At 60.5% G+C, this 19,494-nt stretch carries 16 protein-coding genes and 4 tRNA genes; 10 read left to right on the top strand and 10 right to left on the bottom strand.

Features of this window, described 5'->3' with window-relative positions:
- Positions 1-83: 83 nt before the first annotated feature.
- The 8 genes from lon to ACVWZP_RS01270 form a co-directional block, all read right to left on the bottom strand.
- Complete coding sequence (gene lon, locus ACVWZP_RS01305; RefSeq protein ID WP_046382847.1) at positions 84-2,480, bottom strand: endopeptidase La; 2,397 nt, start codon at positions 2,478-2,480, stop codon at positions 84-86.
- 161 nt (positions 2,481-2,641) lie between these two features.
- Positions 2,642-3,925 (bottom strand): ATP-dependent Clp protease ATP-binding subunit ClpX, encoded by a 1,284-nt coding sequence (gene clpX, locus ACVWZP_RS01300; RefSeq protein ID WP_017848146.1) that lies wholly within the window; start codon positions 3,923-3,925, stop codon positions 2,642-2,644.
- 112 nt (positions 3,926-4,037) lie between these two features.
- Positions 4,038-4,673: an ATP-dependent Clp endopeptidase proteolytic subunit ClpP gene (clpP, locus tag ACVWZP_RS01295; protein WP_017848147.1), complete on the bottom strand. Its 636-nt coding sequence runs from the start codon at positions 4,671-4,673 to the stop codon at positions 4,038-4,040.
- Positions 4,674-4,764: 91 nt separating this feature from the next.
- Entirely contained in the window at positions 4,765-6,075 is a 1,311-nt protein-coding gene (tig, locus tag ACVWZP_RS01290) for a trigger factor (RefSeq protein WP_046382846.1), read from the bottom strand.
- Positions 6,076-6,475: 400 nt separating this feature from the next.
- Positions 6,476-6,551 (bottom strand) — tRNA-His (locus tag ACVWZP_RS01285).
- Between the two features lie 77 nt (positions 6,552-6,628).
- A tRNA-Leu gene (locus tag ACVWZP_RS01280) sits at positions 6,629-6,713 on the bottom strand.
- A gap of 57 nt (positions 6,714-6,770) precedes the next feature.
- A tRNA-His gene (locus tag ACVWZP_RS01275) sits at positions 6,771-6,846 on the bottom strand.
- Positions 6,847-6,878: 32 nt separating this feature from the next.
- A tRNA-Arg gene (locus ACVWZP_RS01270) sits at positions 6,879-6,955 on the bottom strand.
- 275 nt (positions 6,956-7,230) lie between these two features.
- Between ACVWZP_RS01270 and folD the strand changes: the two genes are divergently transcribed.
- The 5 genes from folD (at position 7,231) to ACVWZP_RS01245 (ending at position 12,549) form a co-directional block, all read left to right on the top strand.
- Positions 7,231-8,085, top strand: a complete 855-nt coding sequence (folD, locus tag ACVWZP_RS01265) for a bifunctional methylenetetrahydrofolate dehydrogenase/methenyltetrahydrofolate cyclohydrolase FolD (protein WP_017848149.1) — start codon at positions 7,231-7,233, stop codon at positions 8,083-8,085.
- Between the two features lie 141 nt (positions 8,086-8,226).
- Positions 8,227-8,511, top strand: a complete 285-nt coding sequence (locus ACVWZP_RS01260; RefSeq protein ID WP_201021198.1) for a hypothetical protein — start codon at positions 8,227-8,229, stop codon at positions 8,509-8,511.
- A gap of 333 nt (positions 8,512-8,844) precedes the next feature.
- Positions 8,845-9,768 carry a D-alanyl-D-alanine endopeptidase gene (gene pbpG / locus ACVWZP_RS01255; protein ID WP_017848215.1) on the top strand — a complete coding sequence of 308 codons (924 nt, stop codon included), beginning with the start codon at positions 8,845-8,847 and terminating at the stop codon, positions 9,766-9,768.
- A gap of 208 nt (positions 9,769-9,976) precedes the next feature.
- Positions 9,977-10,366, top strand: a complete 390-nt coding sequence (locus ACVWZP_RS01250) for a DUF2946 domain-containing protein (protein WP_457369302.1) — start codon at positions 9,977-9,979, stop codon at positions 10,364-10,366.
- A 95-nt stretch (positions 10,367-10,461) separates the two neighbouring features.
- On the top strand, positions 10,462-12,549 hold the full coding sequence (locus ACVWZP_RS01245; protein ID WP_457369301.1) for a TonB-dependent receptor: 2,088 nt from the start codon (positions 10,462-10,464) through the stop codon (positions 12,547-12,549).
- A 30-nt stretch (positions 12,550-12,579) separates the two neighbouring features.
- Here the strand turns inward: ACVWZP_RS01245 and ACVWZP_RS01240 are convergent, their stop codons facing one another.
- Positions 12,580-13,914 (bottom strand): sensor histidine kinase, encoded by a 1,335-nt coding sequence (locus ACVWZP_RS01240; RefSeq protein WP_046382841.1) that lies wholly within the window; start codon positions 13,912-13,914, stop codon positions 12,580-12,582.
- Positions 13,911-14,570 (bottom strand): response regulator transcription factor, encoded by a 660-nt coding sequence (locus ACVWZP_RS01235; protein WP_046485615.1) that lies wholly within the window; start codon positions 14,568-14,570, stop codon positions 13,911-13,913. The genes ACVWZP_RS01240 and ACVWZP_RS01235 overlap by 4 nt, the downstream gene beginning before the upstream one ends.
- Before the next feature lie 131 nt (positions 14,571-14,701).
- On the opposite strand from ACVWZP_RS01235, the gene ACVWZP_RS01230 reads away from it, so the two are divergent.
- From ACVWZP_RS01230 to ACVWZP_RS01210, 5 genes are all read left to right on the top strand, one after another.
- A complete protein-coding gene (locus ACVWZP_RS01230; RefSeq protein ID WP_017848220.1) occupies positions 14,702-15,025 on the top strand; it encodes a PepSY domain-containing protein in 324 nt (107 codons plus the stop codon).
- 82 nt (positions 15,026-15,107) lie between these two features.
- The gene (locus tag ACVWZP_RS01225; RefSeq protein WP_017848221.1) at positions 15,108-15,578 is read left to right on the top strand and encodes a DUF2271 domain-containing protein; all 471 of its coding nucleotides are present in this window, start codon (positions 15,108-15,110) and stop codon (positions 15,576-15,578) included.
- A gap of 25 nt (positions 15,579-15,603) precedes the next feature.
- Positions 15,604-17,784, top strand: coding sequence for a PepSY domain-containing protein (locus ACVWZP_RS01220; protein WP_457369300.1), 2,181 nt, complete (start codon positions 15,604-15,606; stop codon positions 17,782-17,784).
- Positions 17,774-18,763 (top strand): FAD:protein FMN transferase, encoded by a 990-nt coding sequence (locus tag ACVWZP_RS01215; RefSeq protein WP_017848223.1) that lies wholly within the window; start codon positions 17,774-17,776, stop codon positions 18,761-18,763. The genes ACVWZP_RS01220 and ACVWZP_RS01215 overlap by 11 nt, the downstream gene beginning before the upstream one ends.
- 13 nt (positions 18,764-18,776) lie before the next feature.
- Entirely contained in the window at positions 18,777-19,478 is a 702-nt protein-coding gene (locus ACVWZP_RS01210) for a VIT1/CCC1 transporter family protein (RefSeq protein WP_046382838.1), read from the top strand.
- The last annotated feature ends 16 nt before the right edge of the window (positions 19,479-19,494 follow it).

The raw sequence follows: 19,494 nt of genomic DNA, 5'->3' as shown, positions 1-19,494 counted from the left end.
CTGAATGGCCTACAGACACTTAAGAGCCGCTTTATAACAAGGGCTCTAAAAAGCTGTCAAGGAAGCCCCCAGGCTTTAACGCATTAATGCGTGCTAATTCTTTCCTTGGAATCAGACTCGCGCTTTTCGTCCTTCGCGACTATCTCCGGAGCCACATCCGGCAAGGGCTCCGGCGCGTATTGCAGCGCAATTTGCAGGACCTCGTCAATCCATTTAACCGGTTTAATCTGAAGATCTTGCTTGATATTGTCAGGAATTTCCTTCAAGTCGCGGACATTCTCTTCAGGAATGATCACGGTCTTGATTCCACCCCGGTGTGCGGCGAGCAATTTTTCTTTCAGACCACCGATGGCCAATACCTGGCCACGCAGGGTGATTTCCCCGGTCATGGCCACATCGGCGCGTACCGGAATGCCGGTCAGGGCCGATACCAGGGCCGTACACATGCCTACGCCAGCGCTAGGGCCGTCTTTCGGGGTCGCCCCTTCCGGCATGTGGATATGGACGTCGTGCTTCTCATGGAAGTCCAGGGGAATCCCCAGGCTCCGGGCGCGGCTGCGCACCACGGTCTGCGCGGCGGTGATGGATTCGACCATCACGTCACCCAGGGAACCGGTCTTGATCAATTGGCCTTTGCCCGGGATCACCGCGGCTTCGATGGTCAGCAATTCGCCACCCACCTGGGTCCACGCCAGGCCAGTCACCTGCCCTACCTGATCCTGCTGTTCCGCCAACCCGTAGCTGAATTTACGCACGCCCAGATAGTGCTCCAGCACATCGGCCGTGATCTTCACCGAGAAGCGTTTTTCCAGCGCATGTTCCTTGACCGCCTTGCGGCAAATCTTCGCAATCTGGCGCTCAAGCCCCCGTACACCGGCCTCGCGGGTGTAGTAACGCACCATATCGCGGATCGACTCGACCTCGAATTCGATCTCGCCTTTTTTCAGGCCATTGGCCGAAATCTGCTTGGGCGCGAGGTATTTGACGGCGATGTTGATCTTCTCGTCTTCGGTGTAACCCGGCAGACGAATCACCTCCATCCGGTCCAGCAACGCTGGCGGAATGTTCATGGAGTTGGAGGTACACAGGAACATTACGTCGGACAGGTCGTAGTCGACTTCCAGGTAATGGTCGTTGAAATTGTGGTTCTGCTCCGGATCGAGCACTTCGAGCAAGGCCGATGCCGGATCGCCACGCATGTCGCTGCCCATTTTGTCGATTTCATCGAGCAGGAACAGCGGGTTGCGCACGCCGACCTTTGTCATTTTTTGAATCAATCTTCCTGGCATCGAACCGATATATGTGCGGCGATGACCACGGATTTCCGCTTCATCACGCACGCCGCCAAGGGCCATTCGCACGAATTTACGGTTGGTGGCATTGGCAATCGACTCGGCCAGGGAGGTTTTACCCACACCCGGCGGACCGACCAGGCACAACACCGGGCCACGAATTTTCTTCACGCGCTTTTGCACGGCAAGGTATTCGAGAATGCGTTCTTTGACTTCTTCGAGGCCGTAATGGTCGGCATCGAGGATATCTTCGGCGCGAGCCAGGTCCAGGCGCACCTTGGTCTGAGCCTTCCACGGCACCTGCACCAACCAATCGATGTAGGAACGAACCACGGTGGCTTCGGCCGACATCGGCGACATTTGCTTGAGCTTGTTCAGCTCGGCGTTGGCCTTGGTCAGGGCGTCTTTCGGCAGGCCGGCGGAATCGATGCGCTTTTTCAGCTCTTCGATTTCGTTGTGGCCTTCCTCGCTGTCGCCGAGTTCCTTCTGAATGGCCTTCATCTGCTCATTCAGGTAGTACTCGCGCTGGCTGCGCTCCATTTGTTTCTTCACGCGACCACGGATGCGCTTTTCAACCTGCAGCAGGTCGATTTCGGCATCGAGCAGCGCCAGGACGTGTTCGACACGGGCCGGCAGGTCGATGATTTCGAGGATGTCTTGCTTCTGCTCGATTTTCAGCGCCATGTGCGCGGCCATGGTGTCGACCAGGCGGCTAGGCTCATCAATGCTGTTGAGGGAAGACAGGACTTCAGCCGGGACTTTCTTGCCCAACTGCACATACTGCTCGAATTGCGAGAGCAGGCTGCGTACAAATACTTCGGACTCGCGCTCCGGGGCCTCGACTTCGTCGATCAGTGCCACTTCGGCGCGCAGGTGGCCGTCCACCTCCATGAAGCGCTCGACCGCACCGCGCTGCTCACCTTCCACCAACACCTTGACAGTGCCGTCGGGCAGCTTGAGCAATTGCAGGACAGTCGCAACGGTACCGACGCGATACAGGGCATCTTCGCCTGGATCATCATCAGCAGGATTTCTCTGGGCCAACAGCAGGATCTGCTTGTCGCCCGTCATCGCGGCCTCGAGGGCTTCGATAGACTTCTCGCGCCCCACGAACAGCGGGATAACCATGTGCGGATAGACGACGACATCACGCAACGGCAGGAGAGGCAATTCGATGGTTGTCTTCATGATTTCGCCTCTATGACAGTTGAAAAGTAAGCATGAAACCAAGATGGGGGCTGCCGGCAAAAAAAACAAGCTCAATGCCAGCAGTTAAATGCAGGAAAAACACGCCCTTAAAACAAAAGGGGCCCCTAAAGGCCCCTTGTTGTTATGCAGCAGCCGGACGCTTACGCGTCTGGCGCAGCCTTGGCAGCCGGCTCACTGTTTTCATAGATATACAGTGGCTTGGACTTGCCTTCGATAACGCTTTCGTCGATCACCACTTTGCTCACCTCGGACTGCGAGGGGATTTCGTACATGGTGTCGAGCAATACGCCTTCGAGGATCGAACGCAGGCCACGCGCACCGGTTTTGCGCTCCAGTGCCCGCTTGGCCACTGATTTGAGTGCGTCGGTACGGAACTCGAGGTCTACGCCTTCCATTTCGAACAGCTTGGCATATTGTTTGGTCAGGGCGTTTTTCGGCTCGGTGAGGATCTGAATCAGAGCAGCCTCATCCAGCTCGTCCAATGTCGCCAGGACCGGCAGACGACCAACGAATTCCGGGATCAGACCAAACTTGACCAGATCGTCAGGTTCGACTTCACGCAGGGACTCGCCCACCTTCTTGCCTTCTTCCTTGCTGCGCACTTCCGCACTGAAGCCGATGCCGCCACGGGTGGAACGGTTTTGAATAACCTTTTCCAGACCGGAGAACGCACCGCCGCAGATGAACAGGATATTGCGCGTATCAACCTGAAGGAATTCCTGCTGTGGATGCTTGCGGCCGCCTTGTGGCGGTACGGAAGCAACCGTGCCTTCGATCAGTTTCAACAAGGCTTGCTGCACGCCTTCACCGGAAACATCCCGAGTGATCGACGGGTTGTCGGACTTGCGCGAAATCTTATCGATTTCGTCGATGTAGACGATACCCATCTGGGCCTTCTCTACGTCGTAGTCGCACTTCTGCAGCAACTTCTGAATGATGTTCTCGACGTCCTCACCCACGTAGCCAGCCTCGGTGAGGGTGGTGGCGTCGGCGATGGTGAACGGAACGTTCAGCAGGCGAGCGAGGGTTTCCGCAAGCAGGGTTTTACCCGAGCCTGTAGGACCGATCAGCAAGATGTTGCTCTTGCCGAGCTCGACTTCGTCGTTTTTCTTGTCACGCTGGTTCAAACGCTTGTAGTGGTTGTACACCGCTACGGCCAGAACCTTTTTTGCACGCTCTTGACCAATCACGTACTGATCAAGGATGCCGCTGATTTCTTTAGGCGAAGGCAATTTATGCGCGCTGCTTTCGGCCTGGGCTTCCTGCACCTCCTCACGGATGATGTCATTGCACAGGTCGACGCACTCGTCGCAGATAAAGACCGAGGGGCCGGCAATCAATTTGCGTACTTCATGCTGGCTTTTGCCACAGAAGGAGCAATAGAGCAGCTTGCCGTTGTCCTCGCCGTTGCGGGTGTCAGTCATTCGTTCGATCCAAATCCGATAGGCTTGCAACACAAGATGAAGGCTTATGCGGGCTTTTTCAAGCCCGCAGGTGATCGGACTTGCCGACCTGGCCTATTTTGAGCTGCTTATATTAAGCGGGGCGCTTGTCAATCACTGCGTCGATCAACCCGTAATCACGCGCGGCTTCGGCGCTCATGAAATTGTCACGGTTGGTATCACGCTCGATTTCTTCCAAGGTGTGCCCGCTGTGCTTGGCCATCAGCGTGTTAAGACGCTCACGAATAAAGAGGATTTCCTTGGCATGGATTTCGATGTCCGATGCCTGGCCCTGGAAACCGCCCAGTGGCTGGTGAATCATCACGCGCGAGTTCGGCAGGCAGTAACGCTTGCCTTCGGCACCTGCGGTCAGCAGGAAAGCGCCCATGCTGCAGGCTTGGCCAATGCAGGTGGTCGACACGTTTGGCTTGATGAACTGCATGGTGTCGTAGATCGACATGCCCGCGGTCACCGAACCGCCCGGCGAGTTAATGTAAAGATGGATGTCCTTGTCCGGGTTTTCCGCTTCAAGGAACAGCAGTTGCGCACAAATCAGGTTGGCCATGTAGTCCTCTACCGGCCCCACCAAAAAGATCACTCGCTCCTTGAGCAGGCGCGAGTAGATGTCGTAGGCGCGTTCGCCACGAGCGGACTGCTCGACAACCATCGGGACCAGGCCGCCTGCGGCCTGGATATCAGAGTTCTGCTGAATATAGGAATTACGGAACATGCTCTGCAGTTACTCCCAAATAGTCATGTCTTGAAAACGCATAAGCCAGCGCGAGGCTGGCTTATGGTTGTATTTCAAACGAGTTGGACAATCAGTCGGCTTGTGCTGCTTCCGCCGGCTTGACTGCTTCTTCGTAAGAGACCGCTTTATCGGTCACCTTAGCCTTCTGCAGAACAGTATCCACAACTTGTTCTTCCAGCACAACCGAACGTACTTCGTTCAGCTGCTGGTCGTTCTTGTAGTACCAAGCCACAACCTGCTCAGGCTCCTGGTAGGCCGAAGCCATTTCCTGGATCATTTCACGAACGCGGTCTTCGTCAGGCTTGAGGTCGAACTGCTTGACCACTTCAGCCACGATCAGGCCCAGCACGACGCGGCGCTTGGCTTGCTCTTCGAACAGCTCGGCCGGCAGTTGGTCAGGTTTGATGTTGCCACCAAACTGCTGAACGGCTTGTACGCGCAGGCGATCCACTTCGTTGGACAGCAAAGCCTTAGGCACTTCGATCGGGTTGGCGGTCAGCAGACCGTCCATGACCTGGTTCTTGACCTTGGACTTGATGGCCTGACGCAGCTCGCGCTGCATGTTCTTGCGAACTTCGGTGCGGAAGCCGTCGATGCCGGTTTCCTTGATGCCGAATTGAGCGAAGAACTCTTCGTTCAGCTCTGGCAGCTTAGGCTCGGACACGCTGTTGACCGTCACGGTGAACTCGGCGGCTTTGCCGGCCAGGTCCAGGTTCTGGTAGTCAGCCGGGAAAGTCAGGTTCAGAACGCGTTCTTCGCCGGCTTTTGCGCCAACCAGGCCGTCTTCGAAACCCGGGATCATGCGGTTGGAACCCAGCACCAGCTGAGTACCCTTGGCGGAGCCGCCAGCGAATGCTTCGCCGTCAACCTTGCCCACGAAATCGATGTTCAGCTGGTCTTCGTTCTGGGCAGCACGTTCGGCCACTTCGAAACGGGTGTTCTGCTTGCGCAGGATTTCCAGCATGTTGTCCAGGTCGGCATCAGCCACTTCGGCGCTCAGGCGCTCGATCGCGATACCGTCGAAGCCGGCAACTTCGAACTCTGGGAACACTTCGAATACAGCAACGTATTCCAGGTCCTTGCCCGCTTCCAGGGACTTAGGCTCGATCGAAGGCGAACCAGCCGGGTTCAGCTTTTGCTCGACAACCGCTTCGTAGAACGACGCCTGGATCACGTCGCCTACCGCTTCCTGACGCGCATCAGCACCAAAACGGCGCTTGATTTCGCTCATTGGCACTTTGCCTGGACGGAAGCCAGCGATCTTGGCCTTTTGGGCAGTCTGCTGCAGACGCTTGTTGACCGCAGTCTCGATGCGCTCTGCCGGCACGGTGATGCTCAGGCGGCGCTCGAGAGCAGTAGTATTTTCAACAGAAACTTGCATGGATATTCCTCGTTGCACAGACGTTAGCCGGCCGTTTCCGACCCCAGAATCAAGGGCATGCATTCTAGTGGGTCAAACTCAAGAAGTCACCCTACTGGAAACGGGTAAAAAAACAGCAGGCAATTTATCGGTACGAAGACACTGTTGCGCCTCGCCCCGGTGACAAATACAGCCAATCGCGCCAGGGCTCTGCGCCGACCCTTCTATATATAGAAGAAGTCGCCAATCATCTCCCTGACGGCCGCCCCTGCGAACAGGACCGGCAGGCAGCGCGGCATCATCGAGACACATAAATACGACGAAACGCCCTGCCTTGCGACCCAGAACCTGCAGCCGCGGAATACTCGAACCACTAAAACAAAAAAGGCGCCAGACTGTTAAATCTGGCGCCTTTCGAATATGGGGTGGACGAAGGGGATCGAACCCTCGACAACGGGAGTCACAATCCCGTGCTCTACCAACTGAGCTACGCCCACCATATTGCGTTAACAAAGAAACCAAACCACTTCTTTGTCGAGCCTGACCCCGCCTTCCGGCCGGGCAAAGCTTTAATTGGTGCGGATGAAGAGACTCGAACTCTTACGCCTCGCGGCGCTGGAACCTAAATCCAGTGTGTCTACCAATTCCACCACATCCGCGCTTGAAGCTCTTAAAGCAAAGGCGCCAGATGATTAATCTGGCGCCTTTTCAAAATATGGGGTGGACGAAGGGGATCGAACCCTCGACAACGGGAGTCACAATCCCGTGCTCTACCAACTGAGCTACGCCCACCATCTAACGCTACTTGTGCCAAAGCTGCCTAATGGCGCACCCGGCAGGACTCGAACCTGCGACCATCCGCTTAGAAGGCGGATGCTCTATCCAGCTGAGCTACGGGCGCCTGATTAATCTGTACTCTTGGAGGATTACAAACTAAGTGCTTCCAGCCTTGCAGAACAACAATCCTGCTAGACCTTCTTAACCAGTGCTAGGCTGTGCCCGACAAGTGCGACGAATAGTATAGACGCGCCGGAAAGCCGTCAAATCTTTTTTGAAAAAAATTCATTTTATTTAAGGGGTTAGGCCAATTTGCAGACCAAGCGCCTTTGCCCCCACGTCTTGGCATGCGAGAATGCGCGCACTTTTCTTCCCCCTCTCGATGGTTAATCACGCGTAATGACTGCACAACTTATCGACGGCAAATCAATCGCCGCCAGCCTGCGCCAGCAGATCGCCAAACGCGTCACCGAGCGTAGCCAGCAAGGCTTGCGCACGCCTGGCCTCGCGGTGATCCTGGTCGGCAGCGATCCTGCGTCTCAGGTTTATGTCTCGCACAAGCGTAAAGACTGTGAAGAGGTCGGCTTTATTTCCAAGGCCTACGACCTGCCTTCCGAGACCACCCAGCAGGCCCTTACCGACCTGATCGACGGCCTCAACGATGACCCGAACATCGACGGTATCCTGGTGCAACTGCCATTGCCCGCGCACCTGGACGCCTCCCAGTTGCTCGAACGCATCCGCCCGGACAAAGACGTCGACGGTTTCCACCCGTATAACGTCGGCCGCCTGGCCCAGCGCATCCCGCTGCTGCGCCCATGCACGCCGAAAGGCATCATGACCCTGCTCGAAAGCACCGGCGTCAACCTTTACGGCCTCGACGCCGTGATCGTCGGCGCCTCCAATATCGTCGGGCGCCCGATGGCCATGGAACTGCTGCTCGCCGGCTGCACCGTGACCGTGACCCACCGCTTCACCAAGGACCTCGCCGGTCACGTCGGCCGCGCCGACCTGGTGGTAGTGGCTGCCGGCAAGCCGGGCCTGGTCAAAGGTGAGTGGATCAAGGAAGGCGCGATCGTCATCGACGTCGGCATCAACCGTCAGGCAGACGGCAAGCTGGTCGGCGACGTGGTGTACGAAACCGCCCTGCCCCGTGCCGGCTGGATCACCCCGGTACCGGGTGGCGTTGGCCCGATGACCCGTGCGTGCCTGCTGGAAAACACGCTGTATGCAGCGGAAACCCTGCACGGCTGATCGACAGCCGCGCTGAAAAGAGCCCTGCCTTGTCGCAGGGCTTTTGGTTTCTGATGAACCTCACGCTCTGCTATCGTGCATCCGCGGCTGACATGTTCGGCGCCCGCCAGATGCCGCAGGAACCCCAGGAGTGCTTTAGCCATGCGCAACCTACATGCCGTCCCTCTGCTGATCCTCATCGCGGTATTGATCCCCGCTTGCACCACCCAACTGACTGAAGCGGGCAAACAGGTCAACCTCGTCACGGCCTCATCCGCCCACGCTTGCCACGTCGTCAAAGCCTTCACGGTGCAGGGCTCATCCAACGGCGACGCGCTGAACACCGCATTCAATAAAGCCGCCGAGGCTGGCGCTGACAGCCTGAGCATCGTCAATGTGGGGGACGCTGGCAAAATGCAGGTAGCCGCCTTGAACTGCCGACGCTGACGGGCTTGCCCAATAGAACATGCACCCGAACATCCGGCTCGTTCACCCAGGCGCAGCACCCGGTTTCGCGTTTCTTCGACATCCTTTTCACCCGCCATCGACAGGATCGGGCGCAACCTACCTCTACTCCTTTGAAAATCCCCATTAGACCCGCCCTCATAGCGGGCCTTTTTTTGCCCGCGATGGGCTACAAGCCTAACCAATCATCGCCTTACAGCCTTTATTTAAAGGCTCTCTATCGTTTTCTGATCCATACTCCTAAAATGTAACGTCATTTTTCATAAAGCCCGTTGCAGAACGGTATTTCTTACTTTTTTTAGCGAGTTCATCCGCGTGAAAATTCGTCTCTCTCTCGTCAGCCTTTTATTTGCTTTCACCGGCACCTTTGCGCACGCCGCCGAAACCACCCTGGCCCCGCGTGACACCTCAAAACTGCAAATCGCTTCCGGCAGCGCCATGCTGGTCGATCTGCAAACCAACAAAGTCATCTATTCCAGCAACCCGGACGTGGTGGTGCCGATCGCTTCCGTAAGCAAGCTCATGACCGGCCTGATCGTGCTGGAAGCCAAGCAGAACATGGACGAATACATCGACATCAACATCACCGACACGCCGGAAATGAAAGGCGTGTTCTCCCGCGTGAAAATCGGCAGCCAGATGCCGCGCAAAGAGATGTTGCTGATCGCCCTGATGTCCTCGGAAAACCGCGCCGCCGCGAGCCTGGCTCACCACTACCCGGGCGGTTACGCAGCCTTCATTGCGGCGATGAACGCCAAGGCCAAGGCGCTGGGCATGACCAGCACCCATTACGTCGAGCCTACCGGCCTGTCCATCCATAACGTGTCGACCGCCAGGGACCTGAGCAAGCTGCTGGCCTACGCGCGCAAATTCCCGATGCTGAGCCAATTGAGCACCACCAAGGAAAAAACCGTGGCGTTCCGCAAGCCCAACTACACCTTGGGTTTCTCCAACACCGACCACCTGATCAACCGCGCCAACTGGGACATCAAGCTGACCAAGACCGGCTTCACCAACCAGGCCGGCCACTGCCTGGTGCTGGTGACCAGCATGGGTAACCGCCCGGTGTCGCTGGTGATCCTCGACGCCTTCGGCAAGTTCACCCACTTCGCCGACGCCAGCCGTATCCGCAACTGGGTCGAGACCGGCAAGAGCGGTTCGGTGCCGGACGTTGCGTTGCGCTACAAGGCCGACAAGAACCTGAAGAACCGCCCGAACGCGACAGAGGTTCGTCGCTGAACGGCGCCCCCCAAAACGCCCGCCTGACCAATGCCCCGACATGCTCGGGGCATTTTTTTCGGCATAAGCCACGCAAAAACAGGCCGTTGCATCGCTAACCGGAGTTGCGGATCACGCCCACGATCTGCGGCAAAATAGCGCACAGACAGGCTTTTACTTTGCGCCTGAACTGCCGCTAAATGTTCACCCCTTTCAGTCGACTTCGTTCATGGCTCGTCTCAAACGCATCAGTCCCTGGCTAGCCTGCCTGGCCATCGTGCTGAACATGCTGGCCATGCCGCTCAGCCGCGCCATGCAGACGCCGGACATGGGACTGTTGATGTGGGGCGGATTCTGCTCGGGGGGCGCCTCGCAAGCGCTGCCTCCCAACTTGAGCAAGCTGATCGACCCGCTCCAGTCGGCGCCGTCGCAAACCGCCATGAAACACAGCGATTGCTGCTGCGGTCATGCCGGACTGGCGGCGCTGCCATCCGACTACTACAGGCATTTCCTACCGCGATACGCCCCCGACACCACCCTCGACAACCCCGAGTTGCCGACGCTGCACCCCAGAATCCGCTGGCCGAGCCTGAGCCCGCGCGCCTCCCCTACCGTTTGATCGACACCCGCGCCGCCCCATAGGCGGCGCGATCTGCTTGTCAGCCGCCCGCCTGGGCGTCCTCGAAGTGTCTTGATCATCAGGAATGGTGCGTTATGCCTGCTCGAATGACTTTGCCTCGCGCAAAGCGTGTCTCTGTGTCCCGCCCGCTATGGCCCTTGCTGTCCATCGGCCTGCTCGCCCTCAACCCGCTGTCCTCGGCACTGGCCGAAACCGGTAAAACCGAAGACTCCACCCTCACCCTCGGCACCGTCACGGTCCAGGGCGCCAGCGCCAGCAGCGGCCCGCTGAGCACCAGCAGCGTGCTCAGCTCGGTGGACATTCTCGGCGCCGACATCCTCGAAAAAATGCCGGTCAACTACAGCTGGGAACTGTTCAGTCGCGCGCCAGGGGTGATCCTCACCGAGTTCAACCAAGGCACCACTTCCGGCAAGATTTCCTTTCGCGGCTTCAACGGCGAAGGCGAAGTCAACGCAGTGAAGTTGCTGATCGACGGCATCCCGAGCAACAGCAACGACGGCAACATGCCGTTCATGGACATGATTTTCCCCATGGAGCTGGACAGCATCGAAGTGGTGCGCGGCACCAGCGATGCGCGCTACGGCCTGAACAACATCGCCGGCAACGTCAATATGCTGACCCGCACCGGCGGCGACTACACCAAGGCGCGGGTGCGCTACGGCAGTTACAACACCCAGGAAACCCAGCTGGCCAAAGGCATCGAAGGCAGCAACTGGACGCAGAACTACTTCTTCGCCTACCAGAAATCCGACGGTTACCGCGATCACGCCGAGGCGGACAGGTTTTCCATGTCCGGCAAATGGTTCTACACCCCGGACGACAACAGCTACCGCATCGGCCTGATCGCCCGTCACTACGAAACCGAGGCGCAGGAACCCGGCTACTTGAGCGAAGAGGACGCCCACCAGCACCCGACCATGACCAACAGCTACAACGCCACCGACAAAGGCACGCGGCGGATGAACCAGGTCAGCCTGCACTTCGACACCGACCTGGCCGAAACGCTGGCCTGGTCGGCAAAAACCTACGTCAACACCTTCGACGACCGGCGCTGGACGCAATACTGGCGCACCAGCGCCCAGCAGGAGCGCGACGCCTACGAAACCCAGTACGGCGCCCTCACCTCCCTGACCTGGCGCCCGCAAGTCAGCTGGCTGTACGACTTCGCCCTGGAAGGCGGCGCGGACATGCAGCAGCAGCAGAACAAGAGCGAGCGCTACCGCACCAAGGACCGCCTGCGCCTGGCCCAAACCCGCGACCAGCGATTCGACTTCGACACCTACGGCGCCTATGTCCAGGCCGAGATCAAGCCGTTCGAGTCGCTGAAAATCGTCCCGGCGTATCGCGTCGATAAGATCCAGGGCGACTTCACCAACGAAATGACCGGCATGGACTACGACATCAACGACTATGGGCTGATCAAACAACCCAAGCTCAGCGTGGTGTATTCACCGTGGGACGTGGCCAGCGTCTATGCCAACTGGGGGCGGACCTTCCAGGTCGGCACCGGCGCGGCGGCCTATAAGATTCCACCGCGGGATACCAACCTGGCGCCGTCGATCAACGACGGCTGGGAAACCGGGGTCAAGTTCACCCCGGCGGACTGGATCGACGGCCGCATCGCCTATTGGCAGCAAGAGGCCAGCGGTGAAGTCAGTCGCCGCCTCAACGACCCGAGCGGCGAGTCGGACAACGTCGGCGAAACCCGGCGCTGGGGTTACGACGCGCAAGTCAATCTGCACCCGGACGAACGCACCGAAATCTGGATGGCCTACTCCTGGCAGTACTCGAAAATCCTCCAGCCCAGCGCGACCTTGCCCAACAGCAAAGGCCAGGAAATCGACCACATCCCGCATCACCTGTACAACGCCGGCGTCAGCTACAAGGCCACGCGGGCGCTGCAGTTGACGGCGTGGATGAACGGCCAGACGAATTACTACCTGGAACGCGAGAACACCAAGGGCACTTACGGCGGCTACGTCTTGATGAACCTCGGCGCGACTTACCAGGTGACCGAATCGGTCAGTGTCGACCTGCAGTTGAAAAACCTCACCAACCGCTACTACGAATACGTCTGGTATGACCCGGACGGCGCCCAGGCCTCGCTGCACTCACCCGGCGACGGGCGCGCGCTGTACACAGGCGTCACCGTCGACTTCTGATCGGCAGCGCCGCCGGGGCGCGATGAACGTTCAGGCCGGCAAGCGCAAAAACTGAACGTTCACTTCAAACCCGTCGTCCCGGCCTGTGGCCGGCGACGCCAGGGTCATGTGCGCCTTGACCCCATGGACGATGGTCTTGGCAATCGCCAGGCCCAATCCGCTGCCGCTGGCTTCGCTGCTGCCGCGCACGAAGCGTTCGGTCAGGCGCTGCAACACCGGCGCCGGCACGGCCGGTCCGCCGTTGACCACCCGCAGCAACGCATCGTCCGTGAGGCTGACGTCGACCGGTTGATCCGCCGCGCCGTACTTCAACGCATTCTCGATCAAGTTGCGCAGCAGGATGCCGAACGCGTCCGGGTCGATCGCGCAATACACGCTGCCCTCGCTCGGCAGTTGCAAGCGGATGCGCTGCCCGCTGCTGCGGTTCCACTCATCGACCCCATGGGCCAGTAAGGGAATCAGGTCCTGGGGCGCCTCGGACAACAGCCCGCCGCCCTCGGCCTTGGCCAGTTGCATGAGTTTTTCCGAAAGCCGCGCCAGTTCGCGCAAGGCGTGTTCGATCTTCGCCGCACGCACGCGCAACGGGCCTTCCGGCGCTTCCTGGCGCAAACGCTGGATCTGCGCCAGCGTCGCCGCCAATGGCGTGCGCAACTCGTGGGCGCTGTTGGCGGTGAAGCTGCGCTCGGCCTCCAAGGCCTTGCGCAAGCGCTCCAGCAGGTGGTTGACCGCGTCGGCCAACGGGTCGATTTCAGCCGGCAGCCGGGCCACGCTGATCGGCGACAAATCCCCCACACCACGCGCTTCCACGGCACGGCGATAAGCCAATACGCTGCGCAGGCTGAAGCGCACAAACAACCATGTGCCCAACAGGCTGATGGGGATCAGCGCCAATAACGGCATCAACAGGGCCAACAAGGCTTCCCGCGCCGCCTCACGGCGATGCCCCAGCGGCTCGGCGATCTCAATGAACAGCGTATCGCGCAGCGCACTCGCGCCGTACAGCCGGTATTTTCGGGTGGTGGAAAACCCTTCGCTCGGGTGTTCGCTGAAGATCTTCGGGTTGGCGTCATGGGACTGCATCAGAATCTGGCCCTGGGCATCGCGCACCAGGTACGTCAGGTATTCCTTGTGCATCTTCAGGGTGGCGACGTGCTGGGCGGTGCGCGGTTCTTCGCGGTTGCTGATTTCCAGCACGGCCAGGGGCAGGATGCGTTGCGCGGTCTCTTCCAGGGCGCTGTCGAACGCCTCGTTCAATTCGTGTTGCACCACCAGCCAGGCGCCGACGGTCGCCCCCAGCCAGAGCAAGGTCATGCCCAGGGTCAACCCGAGGCCGAGGCGTTTTTGCAGGCTGATCGGCGACTTCATCCGGCCATCAACCGATAACCCATGCCACGCACGGTTTCCAGCAGGTCGCGCCCGAGTTTTTTGCGCAGGCGGCTGATATAGACCTCGATGGTGTTGCTCTCGATTTCCGCACCGAAGGCGTACAGGCGCTCTTCGAGCTGCGACTTCGACAACAGCGCCGTGGGGCGCTGCACGAACGCCTCGAACAGCGCCCATTCGCGCGCCGTCAGGTCGACGGTGACGCCGGCACGCTGCACGGTGCGCGCGTTCATATCGATCTGCAACTCACCGAGTTTGATCTGCGGGTTGGGGTTGCCGCTGTAACGGCGGGCCACGGCGGCCACCCGGGCCGACAGCTCGAACAGGTCGAACGGTTTGACCAGGTAATCGTCGGCCCCGGCGTTGAGGCCGGCGATACGATCGGATATCTGGTCCTGGGCGGTGAGGATGATCACCGGGGTCACATTGCCGGCCGAACGCTGCTGGCGCAGAAAGTCCAGCCCGCGACCGTCGGGCAGCATCAGGTCCAGCAGGATCAGGTCATACGGCGTGCTGCGCACGCTGTTGTTCGCATGCTCCAGGCGCTGCACCCAATCGACCGCATGGCCGTCGTCGGCAATCTGTTCGCGCACCGCCTCGCCCAGCCCGGGTGCATCCTCGACCAATAAAACCCGCATCTGGCACCTCCTGTGGTGGTTGTCGTGCCGCACCTTACCGAGCTTACCTGACGTGAATCTGAAGATTCAGCTGGTTGTCAGGAATGCCCTTTAGGGTAAGCCGCAAATGCCAATCCGGCCGGAGACAGATCATGAAATCAGCTTTTATTGTCAGCACCGCACTGCTGGGCGTCCTGCTCGGCGCAAACGCCTTGGCCGACGACGACTGCAGCGAGCCGGTCAGCGACTGGCAACCACGCGAAACCCTGCGCCAGCAAGTGGAACAGCAATACGGCTGGAGCGTGCAACGCATCAAGGTCGACGACGGCTGCTATGAACTCAGGGGCACCGACCGCAAAGGCAATGCGATCGAAGCCAGCTACGCACCCGCCTCGCTTCGTCTGCGCAAACTGGAAATCCATTTCGGCGCCAACGGCGACGCCCGGGATTACCTCAACCGCCCTGGATCGGAATGATCAGCGGTTTTTCCACGGCTTTCAGGTTGCTGTCAGCCAGCAGGTCCAGGCTCTCGCCACAACGTTCAACCAGGACATCATCATGAAAAAGATCATTGCTGCAACCTGCCTCGCCGGCGCCATTGCCCTGCCGGGTCTGGCCCAGGCCCGCGAAGTGACCCTGACCACCCAACTCAAGGACTACAGCGGCAACGGCGCGTACCTGGCGATCTATGTCACCGACGCCAACGGCCAGTACCAGAAAACCCTCTGGGTCGCCGGCAAAAAGGCCAAGTACTACCGGCACCTGAGCGACTGGGCGCGTGGCAGCGCCATGAAGCCGAGCGAGTTTGACGGCCTCAGCGGCGCCAGTGTCGGCAGCGGCCGCAGCCTCACCGTCAGCGTGGAACTGGCCGACACCTTGATCGACGCCGGGTATCAGATCCGTATCGACAGCGCCGTGGAAGACAAGCGCGACAGCCGCGCCGACGTCAGTGTCCCGCTGACATCGGCCGGGTCGGGCAAGCCGGTCAGCGGCAGCACTTATGTCGAGTCCTTTACCTACGACCTGTAACACCTGCGACTTCTGGAGGCTGAACATGCTTCGCCAGTTCCATTCACTGCCCGGTCTGATCGCCGCCCTGTTGGTCATGATATTGGCCATCAGCGGCGCAGTGCTGTCCGTCAATCCGGCTTTGGAACGCCTGCACGGCACGTCAACCGCGGCCGGGCAGCTCAATGTCGGCCAGTTGGCGGGACGCATCGCCAACCACTTTCCGGGGGTGGAGCAGATCCAGCGCAGCGCCTCCGGAACAGTGATCATCTACTACAACCAGGACGGCCAGGCGGGTGCGCAAACCGTCGATCCACTGACCGGCCAGGGCCTCGGGCCCTATGAGCCGTCCGTTGTTTCGCGCTGGGTAAAAGACCTGCACCGCTCGCTGTTCATGGGTACCACCGGGCATGGGATCGCGGGCGTCGGCGCACTCTTCATGTTGATGCTTTGCGTGTCCGGCGCGCTGTTGCTGGCGCGCCGCCTGGGTGGCCTGCGCAACCTGTTGCGGCCGCTGCGCGGCTCGTTCAGCCAGCGCTGGCACGCCGAAGTCGGGCGCCTGGCCGTGCTCGGGCTGCTGCTGTCGGCCTTGACTGGGCTGTACATGTGCGCCACGACCTTCGGTTTGATCGCCGACGGCAGTCAGGCTGAGCCGGCCTTCCCCGCGCATATCAGCGTCGGCGCGGCGCAGCCGGTGGCCAACCTGCAAGCCTTGCAGGCCATCGATCTGAACGACCTGCGCGAACTGGTTTACCCGAGCCCCGGTAACCCCGAGGACGTGTTTTCCCTGCGCACCGCCCAGGGTGACGGCTACGTGGACCCGGTCAGCGGCACGCTGTTGTCGTATCAGGCCCACGATTCAATGCACAACCTGTATCAACTGATCTATCAATTGCACACCGGCGAAGGCCTCTGGTGGCTGGGCTTGATCCTCGGGGTTAGCGCCCTCAGCGTGCCGTTGATGAGCGTGACCGGCATCCTGCTGTGGTGGCGCCGCCGCAAGGCCGCGCCGAAGATTCGCCATAACAGCCCGGCCCACGCCGCCGACAGCGTGATTCTGGTGGGCAGTGAAACCAACAGCACCTGGGGTTTTGCCAATACCTTGCACGCGGCGTTGCACCAGGCCGGGCACCGGGTTCACAGCGCCGCGATGAACGATTGGAAGGGCGAGTACCGCGCTGCCCAGCGCCTGTTCATCCTCACCGCCACCCACGGCGACGGCGATGCACCGGCGTCGGCCGCGCAGTTCCTGGCACGGCTGCAGCAAGTGGGCCTCAAACCCGGCCTGCCCTTTGCGGTACTCGGGTTTGGCGACCGGCAGTTTCCGCGATTCTGTCAGTACGCCCATCAGGTGCAGGACGCGATGGTACAAGCCGGCGGCACGCCATTGCTGGGGCTGGAAACCGTGAACCGTCAATCCTCGCAGGAATTTGCGCGCTGGGGCGATGCGTTGGCGGCGCCACTGGGCCACGAGCTGCCGCTGATCCACACGGCGCAGCGCCCGCGCAGCCGTCGTCTGGAATTGACCGAGCGCATCGTCTATGGCGAAGCCGTGAACGCACCGACCCACGTCCTGCGTTTCAAGGCCGCGGGCGCGCTACCGAGCTTCCAGGCCGGCGATCTGGTCGGTATTTTGCCGCCGGACAACCCGGTGCCGCGCTTTTACTCGCTGGCCAGTTCCTCTGAAGACGGCACGCTGGAAATCTGCGTGCGCAAACACGAAGGTGGCCTATGCTCGGGGTTCCTGCATGAGCTGAAGATCGGCGGGTCGGTCGAAGCGTTCATCCAGCCCAATCCGCAATTTCGTCCGGCGTCGGGCGCGCACCCGGTGATTCTGATCGGTGCCGGCACCGGTATCGGGCCCCTGGCCGGTTTTATTCGTCATAACACCGCCAAACACCCGATGCACCTGTATTGGGGCGGACGCAACCCGGCTTCGGATTTTCTCTATGAACCGGAGCTCAAGCGTTACCTGGCCGACCGCCGCCTGACCGCATTGCGCGCGGCGTTCTCCCAGGTTCAGGAGCACAGCTATGTGCAAGACCGGTTGCTCGGCGATGCCCTGGCGTTGCGCGTCCTGATCGAAAACGGCGCCCAAGTGCTGGTGTGCGGCAGCCGCGAGATGGCCAAAGGCGTGATGCAAGCGCTGGATAACGTGTTGGCCCCGCTCCACCTGAGTGTGCTGGCCCTGAAAGCACAAGGACGCTACCGTGAAGATGTCTACTGAGCCCCAACGCTACAGCCTGAACGGCGAGACCATGGGCACGCGCTATACCGCCGTGTTCTATGCCGAGGCCGGCGTCGACACCGACGCGATCAACCGCGGCCTGGCCCAGGCCGTGGGCCGGGTGGACCAGCAGATGTCCACCTGGAAGGCCGATTCCGACCTCAACCGCCTCAACGCCGGCCCCGAGCAAACATGGTTGCCGGTGCCCCAGGAACTGGCCACGGTGTTGGCCGCCGCGTTGCGGGTCAGTCAGCAATCCGGCGGGGCTTTCGACATCGCCGTCGGTGATCTGGTGGACGCCTGGGGCTTCGGTCCCGGCGCACCCTCAGTCACAGAACAGACCATCGACGCCCTGCCGTCACGCAGCGGTCTGTCGGCCACTGCGGCGTTGACGGTGGACACGCAACGCCACCAAGTGCGCAAACGCGCGCCGCTGCACCTCAACCTCAACGGGATCGCCAAAGGCTTTGGCGTCGACGAACTGGCGCGCTGCCTGGACGGCTTCGGGCTGACCCGCTACCTGGTCGGCATCGATGGCGAAATGCGTGCCCGCGGCGTCAAGCCGGATGCTCAACCGTGGGTCGTGGCCATTGAAAAACCAAGCCGTGGCCAGCGTGAAGTGATGGGGGTCATGGAACTCAGCGACGCCGCCATCGCCACCTCCGGCGACTACCGACACTGGATTGACGTGAAAGACCGACACTATGCTCACACCATGAACCCGGCCACCGGCGCCCCGCTGTGCAATACCGTCGCCGCCGTCACGGTGGTGGCCGCCTCGTGCATGCTCGCCGATGCCTGGGCCACGGCGTTGATGGTGCTGGGCGAAATCGAAGGCCCACGCCTGGCGCAGGCACGCGGGATGGACGCGTTGTTCGTGCTGCGCGAGGGTGAACAACTCAAAGAAATATCGATTGTCGGCGGTATTCTGCAGGCGCAGATTGAAAGCCGTCCGCCCCAACCCCGTCCACGAACGTGAGTCCCGCACACCGATGAAATTCATGCACCGGCACACCGAATCCCACCGCAGTGACCGTATCGGCTGGCTGCGCGCCGCGGTACTGGGCGCCAATGACGGCATCGTCTCCACCGCCAGCCTGTTGATCGGTGTCGCCGCCGCCAACGCCAGCCACGCCTCGCTGATCGTCACCGGCATGGCCGGGCTGGTGGCGGGGGCGATGTCGATGGCGGCCGGCGAATACGTTTCGGTGCATTCCCAGGCCGATACCGAGCACGCCGATCTGGCCCGAGAGCGAGCGGAACTGGCGAGTAACCCGAAAGCCGAACACCGCGAACTTGCCAACATCTATATGCAGCGTGGCGTATCACCCGAATTGGCTCATCAGGTCGCCGACCAATTGATGGCGCACGACGCCTTGGGAGCTCACGCGCGGGACGAGCTGGGCATCAGCGAAGCCCTCACCGCCAAACCGCTGCAAGCGGCGCTGGCCTCGGCGGCGAGTTTCGTGGTCGGTGCCGCGTTGCCGCTGGCGGTGACGCTCATCGCGCCAGAGCACAGCGTGGTGCCGTGGATCTGCGGCATGTCCCTGCTGTTTCTTGCCAGCCTTGGCGCCGTGGCGGCCAGGGCCGGCGGGGCGAAAGTCTTCGTCGGCGCCTGGCGCGTAACCCTGTGGGGCGTGCTGGCCATGGGCATTACGGCCAGCGTCGGGGCGTTGTTCGGCGCTGTGGTGTAGCGCGAAAACACACCGC

It is taken from the genome of Pseudomonas sp. TE36184, assembly GCF_054060055.1.
This window is presented reverse-complemented; position numbering and strand designations above follow the sequence as displayed.

Excerpts from the sequence above, each read along its gene's own strand:
- lon (WP_046382847.1), bottom strand. The coding sequence starts at position 2,480 with ATGAAGACAACCATCGAATTGCCTCTCCTGCCGTTGCGTGATGTCGTC.
- clpX (WP_017848146.1), bottom strand. The coding sequence starts at position 3,925 with ATGACTGACACCCGCAACGGCGAGGACAACGGCAAGCTGCTCTATTGC.
- clpP (WP_017848147.1), bottom strand. The coding sequence starts at position 4,673 with ATGTTCCGTAATTCCTATATTCAGCAGAACTCTGATATCCAGGCCGCA.
- tig (WP_046382846.1), bottom strand. The coding sequence starts at position 6,075 with ATGCAAGTTTCTGTTGAAAATACTACTGCTCTCGAGCGCCGCCTGAGC.
- folD (WP_017848149.1), top strand. The coding sequence starts at position 7,231 with ATGACTGCACAACTTATCGACGGCAAATCAATCGCCGCCAGCCTGCGC.
- ACVWZP_RS01260 (WP_201021198.1), top strand. The coding sequence starts at position 8,227 with ATGCGCAACCTACATGCCGTCCCTCTGCTGATCCTCATCGCGGTATTG.
- ACVWZP_RS01250 (WP_457369302.1), top strand. The coding sequence starts at position 9,977 with ATGGCTCGTCTCAAACGCATCAGTCCCTGGCTAGCCTGCCTGGCCATC.
- ACVWZP_RS01245 (WP_457369301.1), top strand. The coding sequence starts at position 10,462 with ATGCCTGCTCGAATGACTTTGCCTCGCGCAAAGCGTGTCTCTGTGTCC.
- ACVWZP_RS01240 (WP_046382841.1), bottom strand. The coding sequence starts at position 13,914 with ATGAAGTCGCCGATCAGCCTGCAAAAACGCCTCGGCCTCGGGTTGACC.
- ACVWZP_RS01235 (WP_046485615.1), bottom strand. The coding sequence starts at position 14,570 with ATGCGGGTTTTATTGGTCGAGGATGCACCCGGGCTGGGCGAGGCGGTG.
- ACVWZP_RS01230 (WP_017848220.1), top strand. The coding sequence starts at position 14,702 with ATGAAATCAGCTTTTATTGTCAGCACCGCACTGCTGGGCGTCCTGCTC.
- ACVWZP_RS01225 (WP_017848221.1), top strand. The coding sequence starts at position 15,108 with ATGAAAAAGATCATTGCTGCAACCTGCCTCGCCGGCGCCATTGCCCTG.
- ACVWZP_RS01220 (WP_457369300.1), top strand. The coding sequence starts at position 15,604 with ATGCTTCGCCAGTTCCATTCACTGCCCGGTCTGATCGCCGCCCTGTTG.
- ACVWZP_RS01215 (WP_017848223.1), top strand. The coding sequence starts at position 17,774 with ATGTCTACTGAGCCCCAACGCTACAGCCTGAACGGCGAGACCATGGGC.
- ACVWZP_RS01210 (WP_046382838.1), top strand. The coding sequence starts at position 18,777 with ATGAAATTCATGCACCGGCACACCGAATCCCACCGCAGTGACCGTATC.